Genomic DNA, 20,517 nt, shown 5'->3' on the forward strand with positions numbered 1-20,517 from the left:
ATACAATACTTTCTTTAGTATAATCGTTATATAAGAACTATCTAAACTTACCAAATCTGCCATATTCGCGGTGGGCCCGTACCGCAAATCCGTGTTGCCATAAAAATTTGGCTTAAAAAATCATAATCGCTACCTACACTCCGTCATGCACAGCGCTAACTAAGGCGCCCGAGACATTCCCGACCAATTCGCCAACATGAATGGAGTCACCTCTATGAAGTCTGCGACGAGATCGGCCACATCGGCTTTTTTCAGCGCTCCGGAAACCGACGTCTTTCCGCCAACAGGCGGAGTCCTGAAAAGGATGTTCGACGTTACGACTGCAATGACGGCGCTGATCTTCATCAGCCCCATCTTCCTTATGTTGATGCTCCTGGTAAAGCTCTCGGACCGCGGTCCTGTCTTTTACGGCCACCGCCGCATCGGACATAACGGCAAAACCTTCCGCTGCCTGAAGTTCCGTACCATGGTTGTCGACGGCGACAAGGTTCTGCAGGCCTATCTGCAGGCCAACCCCCGAGCGATGGAAGAATGGCGTGCAACACGCAAACTGCAGAACGATCCCCGCGTCACCCTTGTCGGCGCGGTGCTCCGCAAGCTCAGCCTCGACGAGTTGCCGCAGCTGATCAACATCATTCGCGGTGAAATGAGTGTCGTCGGGCCGCGTCCTGTCGTTGAGGATGAGCTGGAACTCTACGAAACCGCTGCGATCTACTACCTTCAGTCTCGCCCGGGCCTGACGGGTCTTTGGCAGGTCAGTGGGCGCAACGACGTATCCTACGCCAGCCGCGTCGCCTTCGACACGCATTACGTCAAGAACTGGTCACTCAGCAGCGATGTGGTCATCATCGCCAAGACCATTCCTGCTGTCTGCCTGTCACGCGGCAGCTATTAAGGACGAACGCAGATACCGCAGGAGAGTTCCTGCGGTGTCCCGCAAATGCGGGCTGCTCAAATAACAGGGAAGATCCTGCATGATTGAAATTCAGTCTCCTGGTAAGTTTGTTGGCAAAGCCACACCTCTTCGTTGCACCGCGCTAGTTCTTCTCAGCCTGTGCATGCTATCGGGCCGCAGCTATGCTGATAATCTGCCTGGATATCATCTGGGCGTCATGGACAAGCTGCACATTCGCGTTGCCGAATGGCAGACTGCGGAGGGCACGATCCGTGACTGGTCGACGATCTCAGGCGACTACACCGTCGGCCCCTCCGGCTCCGTTTCCGTTCCCTTTATTGGCGATATGCCGGCTGTCGGTAAGACAACGGACCAAATTGCCGAAGCGATCGGTGTCGGCCTGCAAAAACAATTCGGCTTGCGCGATCGGCCGTCGGCCTCTGTAGAGCTATCGCAATTCCGGCCGATCTACCTCGCCGGCGAAGTTCAGAACCCGGGCCAATATCCATTTGTACCCGATCTCACTGTCCTCAAGGCAGTCAGCCTTGGTGGCGGCACCCGACGTACCGATGCTGGCCAGCGTTTCGCACGCGATTTCATCACCGCCAAGGGCGACGCGGTCGTCCTCATGGCGGAACGCGGACGGCTGCTGATGCGCAAGCAGCGTCTGTTGGCTGAGCTCGCAGGGAAGGATCAGATCGATGTTCCGCCGGAGCTGAAAAAACTGCCGCAATCAGCTGAGCTGCTTGCCAGCGAAGAGGCCCTGATGAAAGCGCGTAGCGTCCGCTTGTCGACACAATTGCAGGCGCTGGGGGACCTGAAGGTGCTGCTGCAAAGCGAGGTCGAGTCGCTGGGGAAGAAAACCGATACGCTAAGCCGCCAGCTCGACCTGGCCAAGGCGGACCGCGACAAGGTCGAGAGCCTGGCGGAAAAAGGATTGGAACTTGCCTCGCGTAAGATTTCGGCCGAACAGCGCGCTTCCGACGTGGAGACCAATCTTTTGGATACCGACAGGGCATCGCTGAACGCCAAGCAGAGCATAAGCAAGGCCGATCAGGACGAGGCCACGCTGCGCAACGATTGGCAAAATTCGCTTGCCCAGGATATGCAGGATACCGACACCCAATTGGAAACCCTGCAGCTCAAGCTCTCCACGAGCCAGTCGTTGATGCAGGAAGCGGTCGCGCAGTCGGCCGATGCCAGCAATATTGATCCCGGCGGCCAGGACGTCAAAGTTTCCTATACCATCGTGCGGGATGACAACGGCCAGGCGAAGGAAATTCAGGCGGACGAGACTACCCAAGTTATGCCTGGTGACCTCATCAAGGTCAGCGCCGCTTTAGCCATGCGATAAGGAGGGTCGATGCAGATCGCCAAATCGACCTTTATTCGCCCAGGCAGCAACAGCACCTATGGCATGGTGGCTGTTGCGCTCTCTTTCTTCGTCTTTGCGTATTCATCCATCTTCGGCCAGCCGTCCATCCTTGTCTATTATGCGCTCTGGTTTCCGTTGGTACTGATCGACTACCGGCACGCGCTCGGCAGTTACCAAAAGCAGCTCTGGCTCTTCGCCTTCGGCGTTTTCACTTGCCTTTCGATCTTCTGGTCGGCCGTGCCGTCAGTGACGGCGCGTGCCGCAATCCAGTACGTGACGCATATCGTGTGTGCACTGATCGCCATGCGCACGCTCGATATCCGCACGCTTTCGCGCGGCGCGATCGCCGGTACGGGCATCGTTTTGATCTATTCGATCCTCTTCGGCTACACGGCTTATGATCCGCTCGACGGCACTTATAGCTTCGTTGGTGCTTTTGCCTCGAAGAACCAGCTCGGCTTCTATGCATCGCTCGGCATCTATTTCGCTTTCGCCGCCATCTTCATCCTCGGCGAGCGCCGCATCTGGATGGTTGGGGCGGGCATCGCCGGTCTGCTATCCGCCTATTGTTTGCTCAAGTCGGGATCGGCGACATCGGTGTTGGCCACCGCGGTCGTCGTCGCGCTCGGCATCGGCATGCGCGCCATCCTGTTCCTGTCGCCCAGGCAGCGTACAAGGCTGTTTGCCGTCTTGGCCATAACCGGTCTCGCGGTCGCTGTCGCCGGTGTCAATCTCGGCGGCGTCGATCTGGTGCTCGGTGCCTTCGGCAAGGATTCGACGCTGACGGGTCGTACCTATCTATGGCAACAGGGCATCGAAGCCGCCGCCCAGCATCCCTTCTTCGGTGTCGGTTATCAGGCCTATTGGGTACAAGGCTTTTCCGAGCCAGAGCGTCTGTGGGAAGAATTCTACATCGGCTCCCGCGCCGGTTTCCATTTCCACAACACCTTCATCGAAACGACCGTCGAGACCGGACTGATCGGCGTCTCCCTGCTTGCGGCGATCCTGCTTACCGCCTTTATCGGCCATCTTAAGCGGTTTCTGAACGATATCAGAAACGATGAATCCTATGTCCTTTTCGGCGTAGCGGCACTCCTTCTGATCCGTGCCTTCGTCGAGATCGATATCCTCAATCCCTACCACGTCGGCTCGTTCCTGTTTTATTTCACGGCGGGTAAGCTGGCGATGAAAACCCGGGCGACACGGGTTGTTCCGCTCGCTCCCGACGATCGACTGGAATTTGCGCAGCCGGTGAGCTGGGAGCAGCAGATCAGCAGATGAAAACTCTTTATGGCATTCAATACCTGCGCGGCTTCGCCGCTCTCGCGGTGGTCCTGTTCCACGCTGCAGAGCGCACTGACGACCATTTCGTCATCGGAGCGGCCGGCGTCGACGTCTTTTTCGTCATCAGCGGATTTATCATGTGGACGATGAGCGAGCGCCGGCCGGTGACGCCGTCGCGCTTCCTGCTCGATCGTCTGCAGCGCATCGCACCATCCTACTGGATCGTCACGGCCATCATGATTGCCGGCGCAATCGCCGGCTTGTTTCCGAATATGAAGCTGACGATCACCCACATCCTGGGCTCGCTGTTTTTCATCCCCGTCCGCTCGCCGAGCAACGGTGCGATCTGGCCGGTTCTCGTGCAGGGGTGGACGTTGGATTTCGAGATGTTCTTCTACGTCATATTCGCCGCGACCCTGTTGTTGCCGCGCCGCCTGCGGCTTCCCAGCATGGCCGGCATCTTCCTTGCCTTCGTCATTGCCGGCAGCATCTTCAATCCGCAGTCGTCGTTGCTGCTCACCTTTACGCGGCCGATCATCCTGGAATTCGTCGCCGGCGCGATCCTTGGCTGGCTATGGCTATCGGGCAGAATACCCGGCGCCGGCCTCGGCCTTGCTTTGGTCGTCCTCGCATTGTCGGGTTTTGCCGCCATCCAGCTTTTCGGCCTGGCCTTCAACGAACTGACCTGCGGCCCACTTGCCGTGGCGCTGGTGTGTGGCGTGGTATCGCTGGAGCGCAGTGGCAAGCTCGCGAATATTCCGCTGCTGACCTATCTCGGCAACAGCTCCTATTCGATTTATCTCTGGCACACGCTGGCAATTTCGGTGGTGGCAAAACTGGTGGCGTCGACGCAAATGCCCTCTGACGTCGCGACGTTCATCTGCGTCATTGCGGGCACATTGGTGGGCATCTGCGCCTACGAAGCGGTCGAAAAACCGCTGCGTAACCTGTTGAAGAGCTTGAGCTGGCAAAGGTCGCGCCCATCGCCGGCATGACGGACGCTCAAATCCTGGTCTCGACCTGATGCCGTATATCGTTCGCCAAGGGGTGCAGATCTCTCGACGTTGACGGGCCAACGAGGCTGTAGCCCATGCCGTCGTTCGCCCAGGTGACGCCGCTGGTCGTGCCCTCGGAATGTTCGGCCATCGGCTTGTTCTGGTCTACCAGCATAGGTCGGGTTAGCAGAACCAGGCGCGTGCCGTGGTCATTGTCATACATCAGCATCAGCCCCGGCCCGTGCGCTGTCGCGATCATCCGCCCGCCCATCAGGCTATATCCGGAAGCGGAAAGATCGGGAAGCATGACAGGGCGCTGCAGCCGCTCCGAGGCCCAGGCGACCAATTTGGCGCTGTCGTCCGCACGCAGTTCGACCGGGCGAACACTGTCGGAGGCGTAGGCGCCATAGGTGTTGGCCGCTTCGCGCTCCAAGGCGAGGACGCCTTCGTTTGCCGGCAACGACAATCCATGCAGCCACCAGCCACCGCCGCCGCCGAGAACAAGCAATGCGGCGGCTGCCGCCGCCATCCACCAGGGCGTCATAGGTGCCTTTTGCCGCCGGGCTTCGATCATATGCGCGAGATTGAGCCCTGTCGGGACGGGCTCCTCGGCTATCGGATCGAAGACGTCGCGCAGCTTCAGCCGCTGCGAATGGTAACTTTCCACGCGGGCGGCCACGTCGGCATGGCTTTCCAGATAGGCTGCGACTTCCGCCCGCCGCGCCGTACCCAGCGCATCGTCGATATAGGCTTGGAGATCGTCCTCGGTAATCGGTTGCATGGTCATTTTATTCTCCGCAGATGTGCGCCCGAGCGGGCGGCTCCGCCTTCTCCTTCCAGTAGATGTCGCAGCCGCTCGCGGGCTCGCGCGAGCCGCGACATGACAGTGCCGATGGGTATGCTCAGCACTTCGGCGGCCTGGGCATAGGACAGATCCTCCACGGATACCAGCAGTAGAACGCTACGCTGCTCTTCCGGCAGAAGCGCCAAGGCTGCAACGATGTCTCGCCGCATCAGCGCATCCTCCTGCGCCGGCGGCCGCGACAACATGGCATCTTCCGCATCCTCCAGCGGCACGTGCACGCCGCGCCGCGCCGACTGGCGCAATCGGTTGATCGCAAGATTGTGCAGAATGGCAAAAACCCAGGTGCGCGGATCTCCATCCCGACGGCGTTGGTGCCAGTGGCTGATCACCCGTTCCAGGCAATCCTGCACCAGGTCGTCCGCTCCCGTCGCATCGTGCAGCAGCGCCCGCGCATAACGGCGCAATGCTGGTATCAGCGGCTCGACAAGACGGAGAATGTCATTCATGCGCGTGAGACCCTCTGGCCAATCCAAGAAATGGACACCGCCCGCCATTCTATATCACGGCAGAAGACGGGCGGATCATTCTCATATTTCTGGCTCAATGCTTCTGGATTTGAACGATCGCTCCCGGCCGGCCATCCGCACCCGCGGATGCGATCACCAGATAACGCCGTTCAGCCTTTGCGTCGTTCTGGACGATCTGGCGGATCGGCCCGACGGCATTGACGATCGCGGAACCCGCCGGATTCGTCATGAAGGAAGAAAGCGGCTCCAACATGCCGCTGCCGTCGGCATGCGAAGCAAGCGCCAGAATAAAAGGCTTCTTCGGCTCAAGGCCGGTCACGGATGCCTGCAAGACCTGAGACAGTCCCTGATCGAACAGCGTGACACTCGTCGGCACCTTGTCGCCTTCGGCCTTGCCTTTGGCCACCATCTGCAGATGCGCGGACTGGCCGGCGACGCCGAGAGGCTGCAAATTCTGGGCGCCGTCGCCATCGGGAACCGCATTCGGTACATAGGCGACAGCTTGCGGCGCCTGGCCGATCGGGATGGTGGCGATAACCTTGTTGGTCAGGGTATCGATGGCGGCGAAGGCGTCGGCATTTTCAAGGCCGACATAGACGCGCGTGCCGTCGCCCGAGGGCCACACGCCATGCGGCAGGTTGCCGACCGGAATGGTTGCGACCTGCTCGAAATCGTCCGTGCGGAAGACCTTCACCTCGTTCAGACCGCCAACCGTGACATAGGCAAACGTGCCATTGGCATTGTGCACGATGTTGACGTGGTTGGTGATCGGACCGGTATCCAGCGTCTTGATGGCATCGAACGGCGCTTGCGCGTTAAAGACCTGGGTCTTGCCGATGTCCTTCAGCGTGAACCAGACCTGCTTGCCGTCCGGCGTGGCGGCGATGTTGGGGCAGAAGGGGCTCTCCTGTTTCACATGGCCGACGATCTGGTGATCGGCGACGGAGACCACCACCGTATCCGGGTTGAAGGACGAACAGATGTAACCGTATTTGCCGTCGGGTGAGAAGATCTGCATGCCGGGACCTGCCGGCACCTTGATCTGCAGCTTTTCCTGATAGGTCTTGGCGTCGATGACCGAAATGTAGTCTTCGCCACGGACCGTCACCCAGACCTCATTGCCATCGGGTGTAAAGAAGGCCTCGTGCGGCGAGCGACCGACATAGGTCGTGTGCTTGACTGTGTTCGTCGCAGTGTCGATGAAGGTCACCGAATTCGAACCGATCGAGACGACCGCGAGCGTCTTGTGGTCCGGCGAAAAACCCATGCCGTGCACCAGAACCTGGCCTTTATAGAGGGGGCTCAGATTGCCCGGCTGCGGATCGCCGAGCTTGATAACCCCGAGCAGCTTGTTGTCGGCCGGATCGGTCACCGACACGGTGTTGGAAAACTGTTCGGCCGCATAGACGCGATCCTTGTGGCTGATCGCGATATCCGGGTCGGCAGCGGCGCCCGGCGCCTGGCCGGCAAAGCTCGCGACGGGCGCGAACATCGTGCCGGCGAGCAGGCCGAGGGTGAGGAGGGTAGGCTTCATGGCGGGGTCCTTTTCAATTGCCCATTTTCATATTCATCATGGACATGCCCGAGGACATGGACGACGAATTCTGACCGGAGGAGATGGGAGGGGTATTCGGGTCGACCTGCGTCGGCGCGGCCGTCGAGGGCGGCAGGGGATCGCCAAGTGCCAGCCGCATCGCAGCGATTTCCTGCTGCTGATCGACGATGATTTCCTGCGCGATGCGCTTCAACTGCTCGTTCGTGCCGTAACGCAGATAGGCCTGCGCCATGTCGATGGCGCCCTGATGATGCGGGATCATCATCTCGACGAAGTCGCGGTCGACGTTACCGGTCGGCTTGACCGCCATATCGTTCATCATCTTCGTCATCGCCGCATCGTTTTCCGTGAGATAGGGCGCCTCCGCCTGAATGGCTGGCGATGCAGGCGCCTGTGATGCGGGCGCATCCTGCGCGAACGCGAATGTTGTGGACGAAAGCGTTGCGGCGATGATAGCCAGATTTCGAATAGGAAGGGATTTGCTCATGTCGTGCCTCCTGAAGGGGTTGCCGAGCGGCTTCATGGAGGTAGACAAACGTCACCGCGGTTTATTCCGCGGCAGGGGAATTATTTTGTGGCGGACCAAAAACGCCGATCGGCGAGCCTTTCGGCCCGCCGACATCCATTATTCGGTTTCGAGGGTCCTTAGAGACGCCGCCGCCGCAGCTGATCGAAATAGACGATCACGATGATCAACACGCCGGTGATGATGCGTTGCCAGAAGGAATTCAGATTCAGCAGGTTGGCGCCGTTATTGATGGTGGCGAGAATGAAGGCGCCGATCAGCGGGCCATAGACGGAGCCGACAGCGCCGAAAAGGCTGGTGCCGCCGATGACGGAAGAGGCGATGGCCTGCAATTCCCAACCATCCGCCTGGGTCGCATTGCCGATGGCGATGCGCGAGGCGAGCAGGACACCGACGAAAGCGGCGCAGGTTCCCGACAGAATATAGGCGAGGTAGATCATCCAGGTGACGTTGACGCCTGAGAGACGCGCGGCTTCACGGTTCGAACCGACGGCAAAAAGATAGCGGCCCCAGCGGCTGAGATGCAGGAAGATGAAAGCCGGTATGGCCACCAGGATGACCATCCAGAACAGGCTCGGAATGCCCAAGAAATCGGAGACGGCGAAATTGGTGAAATCGTCGTTGACGATATTGATCGTCGCGCCGTTGGTGATAAGCAGGCCGATACCACGCAAGGATGTCAGTGTCGCTAGCGTGATGATGAAGGGCGGCAGGCCCATGCGCACGATGCCGAAGGCGTGGAATGCGCCGATCAGCACGCCGAAGGCCAGCGTAATGAGAATGGCGGCCGAAACCGGAAATCCGGCCTGCAGCAGCCAGGCGATAATGACCGTACAGAAGCCGACGATGGCGCCGACGGACAAATCGATGCCGGCTGTGATGATAACGAAGGTCTGGCCGAGGGCCAGGATCGCCGTCATCGAGCCCTGGCGCATCAGGTTGGTGATGTTGAGCGGCGTCCAGAACTTGTCGGTCCAGAAGCCCAGGACGATCCAAAGAGCAAGCAGGAGAAGGATAAGCGTCAAGCTGAAGAGGATGTTCATCTTGCGCCGCGGCGCAACTGTGGGGCCTTCGGTAGTATTCACGGCCATTGTTCTTCTCCCAATTTCTATTCTTGTCTTCTTTGTCTTTGTCGTTCAGACGCCGATTGCTTCGCCGAGGACTTCCTCATGTGTGGCGGCGTGGAAATCATGGCTGGCGACGAGCTGGCCGCGGCGGAAGACATGGAGCTGGTCCGCAAGCTCGTAAACTTCCGGCAGATAGGACGAAATGACGATGATGCCCGCGCCACCCCGCAAAAGCTTGGCGAACAACCGGTAGATTTCCGCCTTGGTACCGACATCGACCCCGACTGTCGGCTCATCGAAAATGAAGAGCTTGGCGCCGTAGCTAAGCCACTTGCCGATGACGACCTTCTGTTGGTTGCCGCCGGACATGGCCGAAACGAGAACGCGCCGGCTCGGCGTCTTGATGCTGAGGTCGCGGATTTGCTTGTCGGCATTGGCCGCTTCACCACTGCGATTGATAACCGGCCCCTGGCTCAGCCGCTTGAAGACCGGCAGATTGATGTTGAGCCCGATCGGCAGGTTGAGGCATAGCCCCTGGTCGCGGCGGCTTTCCGGCGCTAGCGCTATGCCGAGCTCCATCGCATCCCGCTCGCTGCGGATATTGACCTTCCGGCCCTGCCAGTAGATCTCGCCAGCAGACAGTGGCTGTCGGCCGTAAAGCCCAAGCGCGAACTCGCTGCGGCCCGCGCCGATCAGCCCGTAGAGCCCAACGATTTCACCGGCCTTGACGGTCAGCGAGACATTTTCGAAGCCCGGGCCGGAAAGGCCGCGGGTTTCCAGGATGGTCTCGCCGATCGGAATCTCTTCCTTGTGATAGATCTGCTCGATCGAACGGTTGATCATCAGCTTGATCAGCTCGTCCTCATTGGTCTCGCTGACCTCGCGCGTGCCCACATGGGTGCCGTCCCGCAGGACCGAGACGCGGTTCGCCAGTTCGAAGACCTCTTCCATGCGGTGGCTGATATAGACGATCGTGACGCCTTCGCTCTGCAGGCGACGAATGAGCTTGAACAGTTGCGCCGATTCCTTGCGGGTGAGGTAGGCGGTCGGTTCGTCGAAGATCAGGAACTGCGTGCCGCGCATCGCGGCGCGGGCGGTGGCCACGAGCTGCTGCTGACCGATTGTCAGCGAGCTCAGCAGCTCGCCTGCCGGCAGACCGAAGCCGAGATCGTCGAGCACGGTCTGCCCTAGCTTCTCCATCTGCTTCTTGCGCATCAGCCCAAAGCGATTGACCTCGTCGCCAAGAAAAAGATTGGCCGCGACCGTCAGGTGCGGGCAGAGCACGACCTCCTGATGCACGGCATTGATGCCGCGGGCGATCGCCTCGTTCGGATTGGCAAGCGCGACCGGATGGCCGCACCAGAATATTTCGCCCGCCGTCCTTGTTATGACGCCGGTCAGGAGCTTGATGAGGGTCGATTTGCCGGCGCCGTTTTCGCCGACGATGGCGTGGATTTCGCCCGCGAGGAAGGTGATCGTCGCCGGCTTCAGCGCTTCGACATAGCCATAGCGCTTCTGCAGTCCTCGGAGCTCGAGGATGGGCGAACCTGTCGGAATGCGGTTTCCTTCCGTCCGGACGGTGTCATCGTGCCGATGACTGATCTCTTCGAGGTTCGTCATAAGGTCTTCTCCTTCGCCGACCATTCGCTCCACTTGCCTCCATGAAAACAGAGGCGGAATGAGAACAGGCCGCGCCCGGCTTTTCAGGCGCGGCCTTAAGTCGTTACTTGACCTTCGGATTGATCAGGGCGTCGATCTTCGGATCGCTCATATTGGCCTTGGTCACAAGGTTTGCGCCTGTATCGACGTTAGCCTCGACCTTCTCCTTCTTGGAGGCAGCGAGCGCGGTCTTGATGCCGTCATAGCCCATGCGATAGGGGTCCTGAACGACGAGGCCGGCGAGAACGCCAGACTTCAGGAAGCCGACAGTCTTGTCGTCATTGTCGAAGCCGATGACCTTGATCTTGTCGCCGAGCTTGTTTTCGGCAATGGCCTGGCCGACGCCCTGCGCCATGATGAGGTTCGAGGCGAAGACGCCGACAAGCTTCGGATTGGCTGTGATCAGGTCGGTCATGATGTTGAGGCCGGTCGTGGCCTGACCGTCCGCATATTTGTCGGCAACGACTTTCAGGCCCGGATATTTGCTCTTGACCTCATCCAGGAAGCCCTGGCGGCGTTGGTCGAGCGAGCCGACGCCCGGAAGGCTGGTGATGATGGCGACTTCGCCTTCTTCCTTGCCGGTCATTCCCTTGATCGCCGCGGCAAGACCGTCAGCAGCGATGCGGCCGCCCTGTACATTGTCAGTGGTCAGGAACGATACGAAAGCCTTGGAATCTGCGGCCGAGTCAATGCCGACCACCGGCACGGACTTGGCAGCTTCATCCACGGGCTTGCCGAGCGCTTTGCGTTCGGTCGGCGCGATCACCACGGCCGCCGGCTTGCCGGCGACGGTGTTTTCGAGAATGCTGATCTGGCCATTGATGTCGGATTCAGACTGGGCACCGAGTTCCGGCACCTTGACGCCAAGATCCTTGCCCGCCTGGCGAGCGCCGGCGAGAACGATCTGCCAGTAGAAGGATGTCGTGTCCTTGACGATGATCGGGATGGTCACATCCGCCGCAAAGGACTGCACTGGCATGGCTACGGCAATGATCGCCGCGCCGGCAAGGCCGGCAAAAGTGCGGCGGGACAGAAGGGATTTGGCGATGTTCATTGATTTCTCCTCTCAACGCGCTCTGCTCCTGCACACCGGCCGTTGAACGCTTGCGGCTCGGTATCGTGAGCACCAGATGGGCTCACGCATCGCGGAGATGTTTGCTGCGCATGACCTTATCCGAAAACCGTTTCACACTTTTCGGGATCATGCCGTACCACCCACGCCAAAACAGGCTTTCCTCCTCCTCGAAGCCGCCTCTCGAGACGGCCCGATAGCTCCTTATCTTCCTTTCAAACCCGAACCGCCTCGTCTCCCAACGGTGGCGCAACCAGGGTCAATCCTTCGAATTCCGCATAGAGACTGGCCGGAAGCTCAGGCTCCGCGAGCTGCATATTGCGGATGAGGCTTGCCGGTTTCGCCGTGCCGATCAGCACCGAGGCCACGGCCGGGTGGCGAAGCGGAAACTGAATTGCTGGCGCCGCAAGCGGCAGGCCATGGCGGCGGGCTATATCCTCCATCGCCCCGACCTTGGCCAGAATATCCGCTGTCGCCGGAAGATAGTCGAAATGCGCGTCAGGCACGGGGCCGGTGGCGAGAATGCCAGAATTGAAAACACCGCCAACCACAAGCGAAGTGCCCTTCTTCTCACAGAGTGGCAGCAGCTCGGCCACGGCCGAACGGTCGAGCAGGGTATAGCGGCCGGCCAGCAGTATGCAGTCGATATCGGCTTCACGCATGACGTCGAGGCATACGGGCACCTCGTTGACGCCGAGGCCGTAGGCCTTGATCGCACCCGACGACTTCAATTCCTCCAATGCCTTCAGTCCGGAACCCAGGAGTTGGCCGAGATGGTGTTCATTCAGCGCCTTGCCATGGGTATAGCCGCCGATGTCGTGAACATAGAGGATGTCGATTCGGTTGAGGCCGAGGCGGGCATAGCTGAATTCCACCGACCGCATGATGCCGTCATAGGAATAGTCGTAATCCGCATCGAAGGGCAGGGGATCGACATAGCCGTAGTTCGGCACCTTGTCGCTCGGAACAGGCCGCATCAACCGCCCGACCTTGGTCGACAGAACATAGCTGTCTTCCGGTTGGTCGCGCAGGAAATCGCCGACGCGGCGTTCACCGAGACCGAAGCCATACCAGGGCGCAACATCGAAATAGCGGATGCCGCTAGCCCATGCCGCTTGCAGGGTTTCCATGGCCTGGTCACGAGGGCAGGCGCGGTAGAGACCGCCGAGCGCTGCGGCCCCGAAACTGATTTCGGTGACCTCCAGGCTTGTCCTGCCGATTCTTCTCCTTTTCATCACCTCTCCCTTGTGATGATTGGTCGATCAGTTCCGCCGTACTTGGCTCATTGCGGAGCCGGGTACAGCGGCGTGGTATGCACTATTTATCTAGAGCGTAGCTCCGAGATGCCAGGGCACAAACTCGTTATCGCCGTAGCCGAAGGCTTCGCTTTTCGTCTTCTTGCCGGATGCGATTTCGATGATCAGTTCGAAAATCTCACGGCCCTTACCCGATATCGTTGCCTCGCCTGTGGCGATGGTACCGCAATCGATGTCCATGTCCTCTTCCATGGATTGGTAAAGCGCCGAGTTGCTCGACAGCTTGAACGAAGGCGCCGGGCGGGAACCGAAACAGCTGCCGCGGCCGGTCGTGAAGGCGATCATATTCGCACCGCCTGCCACCTGACCCGTCGCCGAGACTGGATCGTAGCCGGGCGTGTCCATAAAGACGAGCCCATGGTCCGTTACCCGTTCGGCGTAGCTGTAGACGGCGGTCAGCGGCGAGCGTCCGCCTTTGGCGACGGCGCCCAGCGATTTTTCGAGGATGGTGGTCAACCCGCCACGCTTGTTGCCGGGCGACGGATTGTTGTCCAGCGATGCGCCGTGCAGGGCGACATACTTTTCCCACCAGTCGATTTTCGCGTCGAGCTTGGCGGCAACGGCGTCGTTGACCGCGCGACTGCGCAGCAAATGTTCGGCGCCGTAGATTTCCGAGGTTTCGGACAGGATCGCCGTGCCGCCGGCGGCTGCCAGCAGGTCGGCGGCAGCGCCCAGCGCCGGATTGGCGGTGATACCGGAAAAACCGTCCGAGCCGCCGCATTGCAGGCCGACGATGATTTCGCTGATCGAGATCGGCTCGCGGCGCTCCTGGCCGACTTCCTCGGCGATTTCCTTCAGGACACCCATGGCAAGCGCCACCGCGCGGCGCGAGCCGCCGGCATCCTGGATGTTGAAGTGCCGCTTGCTGGCGCCCGCGCCGCTCTGGCCGTAAAGCGTAAGCTGGTTGACTTCGCAGCCCAGCCCGATCATCAGCACGCCGCCGAAATTCACGTGACGCGTATAGCCGGCAAGCGTGCGGTGCAATGTCTGCATGCCGTCACCGGTCGAGCTCATGCCGCAGCCCTGGTCATGCACGATCGGCACGAAACCGTCGATGCCGTCATAAAGCGGCAGGAGCGTACGGTTTGCCTCTTCCGCAATGGCGCGGCAAACCGTGGTGGAACAGTTCACGCTGGCGATGATGCCGATGTAGTTGCGGGTCGCAGCGCGGCCGTCGGCGCGGCGATAACCCATGAAGGTACGCGCCTTGTCCGCCTCCGTCGCCGCTTCCGGTGCCGCATTGGCTGTCGCCGCCAGACGATCGTTTTCGAAGTGCAGGTTATGGCTGTGGACGTGATCGCCGGCCTTTACCACGGCTGTCGTGCGGCCGATCGCCTGGCCGTATTTCACGACGGGCATGCCGATGCCGATGTCGCGAATGGCAAATTTATGACCGGGATCGATCTTGTCCCGTGTCAAAACACCGTTGGCAACCGCAGCGCCGGCCGCGATCGCCGCCGTCGCCACCGCGACATTGTCGCCTTCCGACAGAAGGATCCAAGGTTGGCTGTTCAACGTCCTCTCCCTGAACAATCTTGTTTTTCGGCGTTTGCCAGACAAGCCATCGCCAATTGATTTTGTTTTTTATCTACAATAAACATTTTAGTGTCAACGAGGAAATCGCGCGTCGATCAGGGAGGAGATCGGCGAAAAGGGCGTGGACGCGATCGCGACGCATCCGGCAGCACCGCCGAATTTGACTGCCATTCGAGCATGGTTCAGACATCGCCGCCGAAGCAGAGCTGCGGACTAGAAGCGAGGGGGAAAATGGCGAGACAAAACACGCTCTTCAAGGACGCGTACAATCGCTACGTGGCTGGTCTGACGCCCGACGCCGCCTTGCCGAGCGAGCCTGAAATCGCCGCCGAGCTCGGCATCAGCCGTAGCACGGCGCGCGCCATTCTGCTGCGTCTAAGTGACGCTGGCATCATCCGCTGGAATAAGCGGGAGAAGATCGTGCTGCGGCAGCCGACCGAAGCCGATTTCTTTCCGGAGGAAGAAACCAATTCGCTGCACGAGATCATTGAGCGCAGCTTCATGCTGCGAATTCTCTCAGACGAAGCGCAGCCCGGCATGCAGATCAACGAGTTGGAACTGGCGCGCGAAATCGGCACGGGGACCTCGGTCGTGCGCGAATTCCTCATCCGCTTCAGCCGCTTCGGTCTGATCGAAAAGAGGCCGAACAGCCATTGGATACTGAAGGGCTTTACCAGCGAATTCGCCCTGGAACTTGCCGACGTGCGCGAAATGTTCGAGCTGCATTCGGCCGCCGAGTTCGGGCGCCTGCCGGCAGAACATCCTGCCTGGGCCGCTCTGGCGGCCATCAAGCAGGAACATTACGACCTGCAGGACGATTTCGATGAGCGCTATCGTGATTTTTCGCAGCTCGACGAGCGCTTCCATCTTCTCATTCATCGCGCCTCGAACAATCGCTTCATCGCCGATTTCTACGATGCGATCGCGATCGTCTTCCACTATCACTATCAGTGGAACAAGGCTTTCGCCCGCGAGCGCAATTCTCGCGCCATCGTCGAGCATCTCGACTATATCGAAGCGTTACAGTCTTGCGATCCGGCGCGGATCGACAGGGCTTGCCGCACGCATCTCGCCTCAGCGCGACAGACGCTGCTGCAATCCATTCCGAAGAATGCGAGCGAGGCTGTCGTATCAAACGCTCAGAATATCCGAGCCTAAACATATTCGCCAGCGCCGCGGTTAAACGGCACCGGCGAAAGCTTGCTGACACCGAGATCGGTGTTATCTCACGAATTCCCTGATCTTGTAGGCGACTTCCGTCCGGTTCGTCGCATTCAGTTTCTTCATGATGTTGCGGATGTGTACTTTGACCGTGCTCTCGCAAAGGTCCATTTCATAGGCGATGATCTTGTTTGCCTTGCCGCGGCGAAGAGCTTCGGCAACGACGACTTCACGCGGCGTAAACAGACTGTCGGCGCAGCGGGTTCCGCTGGTTACGGAGGCGATGACCTCCTTGGCCGCCAGAATGCTGCTTGCCGGCACGAATACGCCGCCAGCACGGGCGAGAGCTACGGCTTCCGCGGCGACATTGATCCCGACGCTGGTCGGAATGTAACCGCGAGCGCCGCATTCGAGCGCCTTGAGAAGTTGCGCGAGCTCGTCGCTTTCGGCGCCGACGATAACGGGGCTCGCTTTGAACCTCTCCGCGAGAGCGGAGATTTTATCGCTGACGTCTGCATCCGAAACCTTGCGTCCGCCGATCATGAAAAGAATCGCGGACGGTTCGCTTTGCATACGGCGCTTCTGCCATTCTTCGAATGACCCGACGGTGACGATGTTCATGTTCTCGTCATATTCCGTCAGGCTCCGGGACAGGCATTCTCTGTCCAGGGCGCGTGCGTCGATTAGCAGAAGATAGTCCTCGCATTCGTCGGTGCTGACCGCGCTTGCTGCGGTAAAAGCCCGCACTGAATCCGATGCTCGGACTGAAATAAGACGGGTTGCAGTTTCTGTTCCAAATTTCTCATTCGCTAAAGACTGCCTGTCCATGGCCATTACTCCTTACTCCACACTTGGCCTCTATTCTTTTGAATTCTTGTGAATAGGTAATATTTTAAAGTAACTGAATAGATACGCTGAACCAAATCGATGGAACTCGCTTTGACTCATAGCATTCCTCCTGTTGTCGGTTTAAAATTTACCTGCTCACAAGATGGATAATCGCCGATTCTATTTATGATGACATTAACATATGTTAATAAGATCTAAAAAATTTCGCCTCACGATTGTTTTCGACTTGAAATAACGCGAGTGCGCTCGCGGCACGCCTTAGATCATATGCGGCTTGAAATAGGTCTCATCGAAGTCGACGAGTTCTGCGAGCTTGTGACGGTCCAGAAATTCGACGATTCCGTTCCGGAACGACAGGAGCCCGCCCATGCGCATGTCTCGCAGAACGCGGTTGATATGCACCGTCGACAGACCGACGGCATCGCCGATATCGGCTTGCGTCAACGGGCATTCGAAGCCGTCGAAATTCGGCCTCAGACGTGACGGGCCAAGCCTGGTAGCCAACTCGAGCAGCAGGTGACCGGTACGCTCCAGCGCGTCGCGTCTACCGATATTGGCAAGCCGCTCGGACATGCGCGCCTGCCGCCGCATCATCTCGGTGAGTACGATGCGATAGAGGCGTGGAGAAACTTCCATGCCCGCATGGGACGTGAAATCGGGGAATTCCATGACGGTGACCTGGGAGAGAGCCTGTACGGTCTCGCGCGCCAATTCAACCGACGGTGTGGAGATCATGTCTCCACGGACCGCAAATTCGATGACGATGCGCGTGCCGTTCGGCAGCATCTTGCTGGAAACCGCCCATCCGCTGACGAGGAAAAGAAGACGCGGTGTATCGTCCTCATAATCGTAGATGGTTTCGCCGGGAGCGTACGTGCGCGGAATACCGCCCGTCAGCTCCGGCTTTTGACGGTAAACATCAGGACTCAAGGCCTGAAGGCGCCCTATGGAAACCTGCGTGGTCATTCTCTGCCCCCGAACCACATACCATATCGGGAAGGTTCCGATTAACCTGTCCCTGAAGGTATATCACGTTACGTATGGCAAGTATATAGCACGCAACTTTCGGCGTGGCTCGTAGTCTATATTGCTTATGTGAATTCTCTTCAAAATGACACTGCGGTTAAGTTAGCCGCAATATGCTTAAAACATCTAATTTTGGTCATTATACGTGGTAATTACTCCCGATTTTCTTTGTGCTAATTCGACGTCGCCGCGCGATGATCATTTAGTATTACTGGTGCTATCCCAGCGACAATATTCTGATCCCTCCGGGTGAGATTCCGGCGCATATCGGCAATTCCCGCTTCAGCCTGCGACATAGTCGCCCGATGGCGGAATGATTCGATTCCTTCTGAATCAGCCGCTCTCAGCAACTTGGCGATATCGGACGGCGACGTCCCGCCGCCATTGAGGAAATAGGATTGCCGGCCGACAGCGCGGAAGAAGCCCTCGACCTTCTTGTCCCAGCCAAGACCGACGTGCGGGATCTCCAGGGAATAGGCTGCGATACAGGCGTGCAGCCTATGGGCAAGGATGACATCGGTCGACAGAAGTATCCGAATCAGCTCTTCCGGCAAACATGGACGCAGGGCAAGTTGGAGTGCGCCAGTGGCAGCGAAGCGCTGCATCGAAGGCTCATCCCATATCCGCTTGGCAAAGGTCTGATCCTCGCTGGCGCCGTTGCAAAACAAACGGACGCGGTATCCATCCTGGACCAGCAAGCGAATCAGATCCCGATATTCCGCGATGTCCGTCAACGGGATGGCCGAGGCCTTCTGGCTTGCATGCCGTTGCAGAATGACAGGCTCGGTCACGCAAAGGCCGACTGTCGGTGGATGTTTCGATGGCGCCGACCTGCTGGCTTCGCTGACGAGCGCTCGGGTCAGCAATCCCGGATCGTGAACGATCATAGCTTCCGGCCCTTCAGGAAAATGCTGACGCCAGCTGTCCTGGGCGAAGCTGTCGCGCACCGAGAGGTGGACGAGATTGGTCCGCTTCAGCCGGCCAAAAAGGCGCGACGCCGGCGCGGACCAATGTCCGCTGACGCCGACCGCATAGATCGCCAGTGGCCGATTATGTCGCCGGACACAATCAAGCACGGTGCCGACCTTCAATGGAAAGTTCAGATCGTCATCCTGAAAGAGATTACCGCCGCCAATCACCACCGCATCGGCCGCGGCAATCTTGGCATCCCATTGGCCGCGCAATTTCCGCAGGGTGCGTCCCAGGACATAGCCCACCGCCCAACGTCGCGCAAAAGCGGGCAGGCGATGCAGCACCTTCAGCGCCTGTTGACGCCGACCGTTTCCGCCCGTGCCGAAACCTTCACGGCCGGCGAGATCGATCGTCTCCACTTCGATATGGCCGGCTCCCTTCGTCAGGCCGGCCTCGACACATTGTGCTAGGAGGCCGTCTCCAAGATTCTCGCTGTATTTGACATTGAATACGACAATCTTCACTGCAATCTCCCCACAACACCGATTTGCTGCATGCGCGCCGCCGGCGCGTTTGTTGCGCGGACTCGAGATGGAGCCGTGACGGCGGCGACGCTGCCTGCGAGAATGTAGAACATCAATCCGAGATCATAGACGGTGCCCGATGTGGCGGCCGACACCAGCACCGTGATGATCCCGGCCTTGGCGGCGCGGGCAACAGCGGCGGCCTGCCGATCCGGCAGGTGCCCAGGTCGCGTATCGGCTTTCAGGATAAGCACCACGAAGAGCGCAAAGATTAGCGCACCGAGGACGCCGAGATTGGACAAAAGCACGAGGCCGAAACTCGATGCGCGCGCGCTGCCCAATCCGGCGCCGAAGCCGTTCGTGTCCACAAATGTCTGATAGGCCATCGCATTCCACATGAAGCGCTCGCGCCCCGACTGGCTGTCGGCTTTTGAGAACAACATCTCGTTGAGAAAGTCGTGCAGCCCGTTGGCAAGGTCTGGCATCGCGATCAGGACAAAAAGAATGACAAGCGGCATCGCGGCCAAAATGCCGACGATCATGACCGGCCGTCCGGCCCCTGGTTCGTGGCGCGAAGCCAAAAATGACTGCAGGCAAAGAACAGGTAACACCAATCCGAGGCCGACTAGGGCGGTCGCCGAGGTCGAGAGGATCAGGGCAACCAGAAGCAGGCCCGCGACGATCCCGGTGGCGCGGGATCGGATGCCGCTGAGCCACAGGCTGGCGATCATCGCGAAGAGCACAAGGGTGAAATCGGCAAAGGCCGAAGCCTCCGGAAATGTCCCGGAGATCCGCTTCAATCCGCCTTTTTCGGCATTGGTCAGCAGCGCGTAGTTGGCGGTGCGCACGAAGCCGAGAAGGAATTCGGTGTGGCTAAAATAAGTGATGATGTCGGCAAGGGCGAAACCGAGATTGACGCTCGCGACCACCAGCATGCCGTTGATCAAATTGGTCGGGGTGCCGCCTTTGCGAATGAAGCCGTAAGTGGTTGCAAAACAAACGAGGCCGCCGAGGGCATAGACGGACTGGGTGATATTGTTCGACGAGAACTTTAACGGCACCAGCGAAATGAAGTTGTGCCCGCCAACCGTACGCTCGACGGTCATCGTCGACGTCATGCCTTGAAAGAGGCGCGGGAAAAAGACGGCTGTCGTCAAGCCGAAGACGGTCAGCACCAGAAGGCAGAAACCGGGACCTGGCGGCGCCAAGGCTGCAAAGATCGGTCCTTCGCCATAGGCCAGAAACAATCGTATAAAAAAAAACAGGAGAAAGAGGCTCGGCACCAGAACCGACGCGCCACCAAGGCCAGGCACGCTGAAGGCTGCGGCCGCACCGAACACCGTGCACAGAATCATGACGGTAAACGACCACCGAACGGGCGCAGTCAGCATTGCCATGCCGACGACAAACGTTATTACCCCCATGAGATTCAT

General features: G+C 59.2%; 18 protein-coding genes. 5 read left to right on the top strand and 13 right to left on the bottom strand.

Annotated features, from left to right (window positions below):
• Nucleotides 1-214 precede the first annotated feature (214 nt).
• From PY649_RS20575 to PY649_RS20590, 4 genes are all read left to right on the top strand, one after another.
• Complete coding sequence (locus PY649_RS20575; RefSeq protein ID WP_285870504.1) at nucleotides 215-895, top strand: sugar transferase; 681 nt, start codon at nucleotides 215-217, stop codon at nucleotides 893-895.
• 79 nt (nucleotides 896-974) lie between these two features.
• On the top strand, nucleotides 975-2,249 hold the full coding sequence (locus PY649_RS20580; RefSeq protein ID WP_432761384.1) for a polysaccharide biosynthesis/export family protein: 1,275 nt from the start codon (nucleotides 975-977) through the stop codon (nucleotides 2,247-2,249).
• Nucleotides 2,250-2,258: 9 nt separating this feature from the next.
• On the top strand, nucleotides 2,259-3,551 hold the full coding sequence (locus tag PY649_RS20585; RefSeq protein WP_285870505.1) for an O-antigen ligase family protein: 1,293 nt from the start codon (nucleotides 2,259-2,261) through the stop codon (nucleotides 3,549-3,551).
• The gene (locus PY649_RS20590) at nucleotides 3,548-4,549 is read left to right on the top strand and encodes an acyltransferase family protein (protein WP_285870506.1); all 1,002 of its coding nucleotides are present in this window, start codon (nucleotides 3,548-3,550) and stop codon (nucleotides 4,547-4,549) included. The genes PY649_RS20585 and PY649_RS20590 overlap by 4 nt, the downstream gene beginning before the upstream one ends.
• Nucleotides 4,550-4,556: 7 nt before the next feature.
• On the opposite strand, the gene PY649_RS20595 is transcribed toward PY649_RS20590, so the two are convergent.
• From PY649_RS20595 to PY649_RS20635, 9 genes are all read right to left on the bottom strand, one after another.
• Nucleotides 4,557-5,336: an anti-sigma factor family protein gene (locus tag PY649_RS20595; RefSeq protein ID WP_285870507.1), complete on the bottom strand. Its 780-nt coding sequence runs from the start codon at nucleotides 5,334-5,336 to the stop codon at nucleotides 4,557-4,559.
• Nucleotides 5,333-5,860: a sigma-70 family RNA polymerase sigma factor gene (locus PY649_RS20600; RefSeq protein ID WP_285870508.1), complete on the bottom strand. Its 528-nt coding sequence runs from the start codon at nucleotides 5,858-5,860 to the stop codon at nucleotides 5,333-5,335. Before PY649_RS20600 ends, PY649_RS20595 begins: the two co-directional genes overlap by 4 nt.
• 94 nt (nucleotides 5,861-5,954) lie before the next feature.
• On the bottom strand, nucleotides 5,955-7,415 hold the full coding sequence (locus tag PY649_RS20605; protein ID WP_285870510.1) for a YncE family protein: 1,461 nt from the start codon (nucleotides 7,413-7,415) through the stop codon (nucleotides 5,955-5,957).
• Nucleotides 7,416-7,428: 13 nt separating this feature from the next.
• Nucleotides 7,429-7,923, bottom strand: a complete 495-nt coding sequence (locus PY649_RS20610; protein ID WP_285870511.1) for a DUF305 domain-containing protein — start codon at nucleotides 7,921-7,923, stop codon at nucleotides 7,429-7,431.
• Nucleotides 7,924-8,081: 158 nt separating this feature from the next.
• On the bottom strand, nucleotides 8,082-9,053 hold the full coding sequence (locus PY649_RS20615; RefSeq protein ID WP_285870512.1) for an ABC transporter permease: 972 nt from the start codon (nucleotides 9,051-9,053) through the stop codon (nucleotides 8,082-8,084).
• A 45-nt stretch (nucleotides 9,054-9,098) separates the two neighbouring features.
• On the bottom strand, nucleotides 9,099-10,649 hold the full coding sequence (locus tag PY649_RS20620; protein WP_285870513.1) for a sugar ABC transporter ATP-binding protein: 1,551 nt from the start codon (nucleotides 10,647-10,649) through the stop codon (nucleotides 9,099-9,101).
• Between the two features lie 103 nt (nucleotides 10,650-10,752).
• On the bottom strand, nucleotides 10,753-11,742 hold the full coding sequence (locus PY649_RS20625; protein ID WP_285870514.1) for an ABC transporter substrate-binding protein: 990 nt from the start codon (nucleotides 11,740-11,742) through the stop codon (nucleotides 10,753-10,755).
• Nucleotides 11,743-11,975: 233 nt separating this feature from the next.
• A complete protein-coding gene (locus PY649_RS20630) occupies nucleotides 11,976-12,995 on the bottom strand; it encodes an aldo/keto reductase (RefSeq protein ID WP_285870515.1) in 1,020 nt (339 codons plus the stop codon).
• Nucleotides 12,996-13,085: 90 nt separating this feature from the next.
• The gene (locus PY649_RS20635) at nucleotides 13,086-14,591 is read right to left on the bottom strand and encodes a UxaA family hydrolase (protein WP_285870516.1); all 1,506 of its coding nucleotides are present in this window, start codon (nucleotides 14,589-14,591) and stop codon (nucleotides 13,086-13,088) included.
• Nucleotides 14,592-14,843: 252 nt separating this feature from the next.
• Here PY649_RS20635 and PY649_RS20640 point away from each other — a divergent pair, with 252 nt between their 5' ends.
• Nucleotides 14,844-15,770: a GntR family transcriptional regulator gene (locus tag PY649_RS20640; protein ID WP_285870517.1), complete on the top strand. Its 927-nt coding sequence runs from the start codon at nucleotides 14,844-14,846 to the stop codon at nucleotides 15,768-15,770.
• Between the two features lie 63 nt (nucleotides 15,771-15,833).
• Here PY649_RS20640 and PY649_RS20645 read toward each other — a convergent pair whose 3' ends face one another.
• The 4 genes from PY649_RS20645 to PY649_RS20660 form a co-directional block, all read right to left on the bottom strand.
• The gene (locus PY649_RS20645; protein ID WP_285870518.1) at nucleotides 15,834-16,601 is read right to left on the bottom strand and encodes a response regulator transcription factor; all 768 of its coding nucleotides are present in this window, start codon (nucleotides 16,599-16,601) and stop codon (nucleotides 15,834-15,836) included.
• 279 nt (nucleotides 16,602-16,880) lie between these two features.
• Nucleotides 16,881-17,588, bottom strand: a complete 708-nt coding sequence (locus tag PY649_RS20650) for a Crp/Fnr family transcriptional regulator (RefSeq protein ID WP_285870519.1) — start codon at nucleotides 17,586-17,588, stop codon at nucleotides 16,881-16,883.
• 233 nt (nucleotides 17,589-17,821) lie between these two features.
• Nucleotides 17,822-19,084, bottom strand: coding sequence for a polysaccharide pyruvyl transferase family protein (locus PY649_RS20655; RefSeq protein ID WP_285870520.1), 1,263 nt, complete (start codon nucleotides 19,082-19,084; stop codon nucleotides 17,822-17,824).
• Nucleotides 19,081-20,517 carry a hypothetical protein gene (locus tag PY649_RS20660; RefSeq protein ID WP_285870521.1) on the bottom strand — a complete coding sequence of 479 codons (1,437 nt, stop codon included), beginning with the start codon at nucleotides 20,515-20,517 and terminating at the stop codon, nucleotides 19,081-19,083. The genes PY649_RS20655 and PY649_RS20660 overlap by 4 nt, the downstream gene beginning before the upstream one ends.

It is taken from the genome of Rhizobium mayense (assembly GCF_030272705.1).
GTDB lineage: Bacteria > Pseudomonadota > Alphaproteobacteria > Rhizobiales > Rhizobiaceae > Rhizobium > Rhizobium mayense.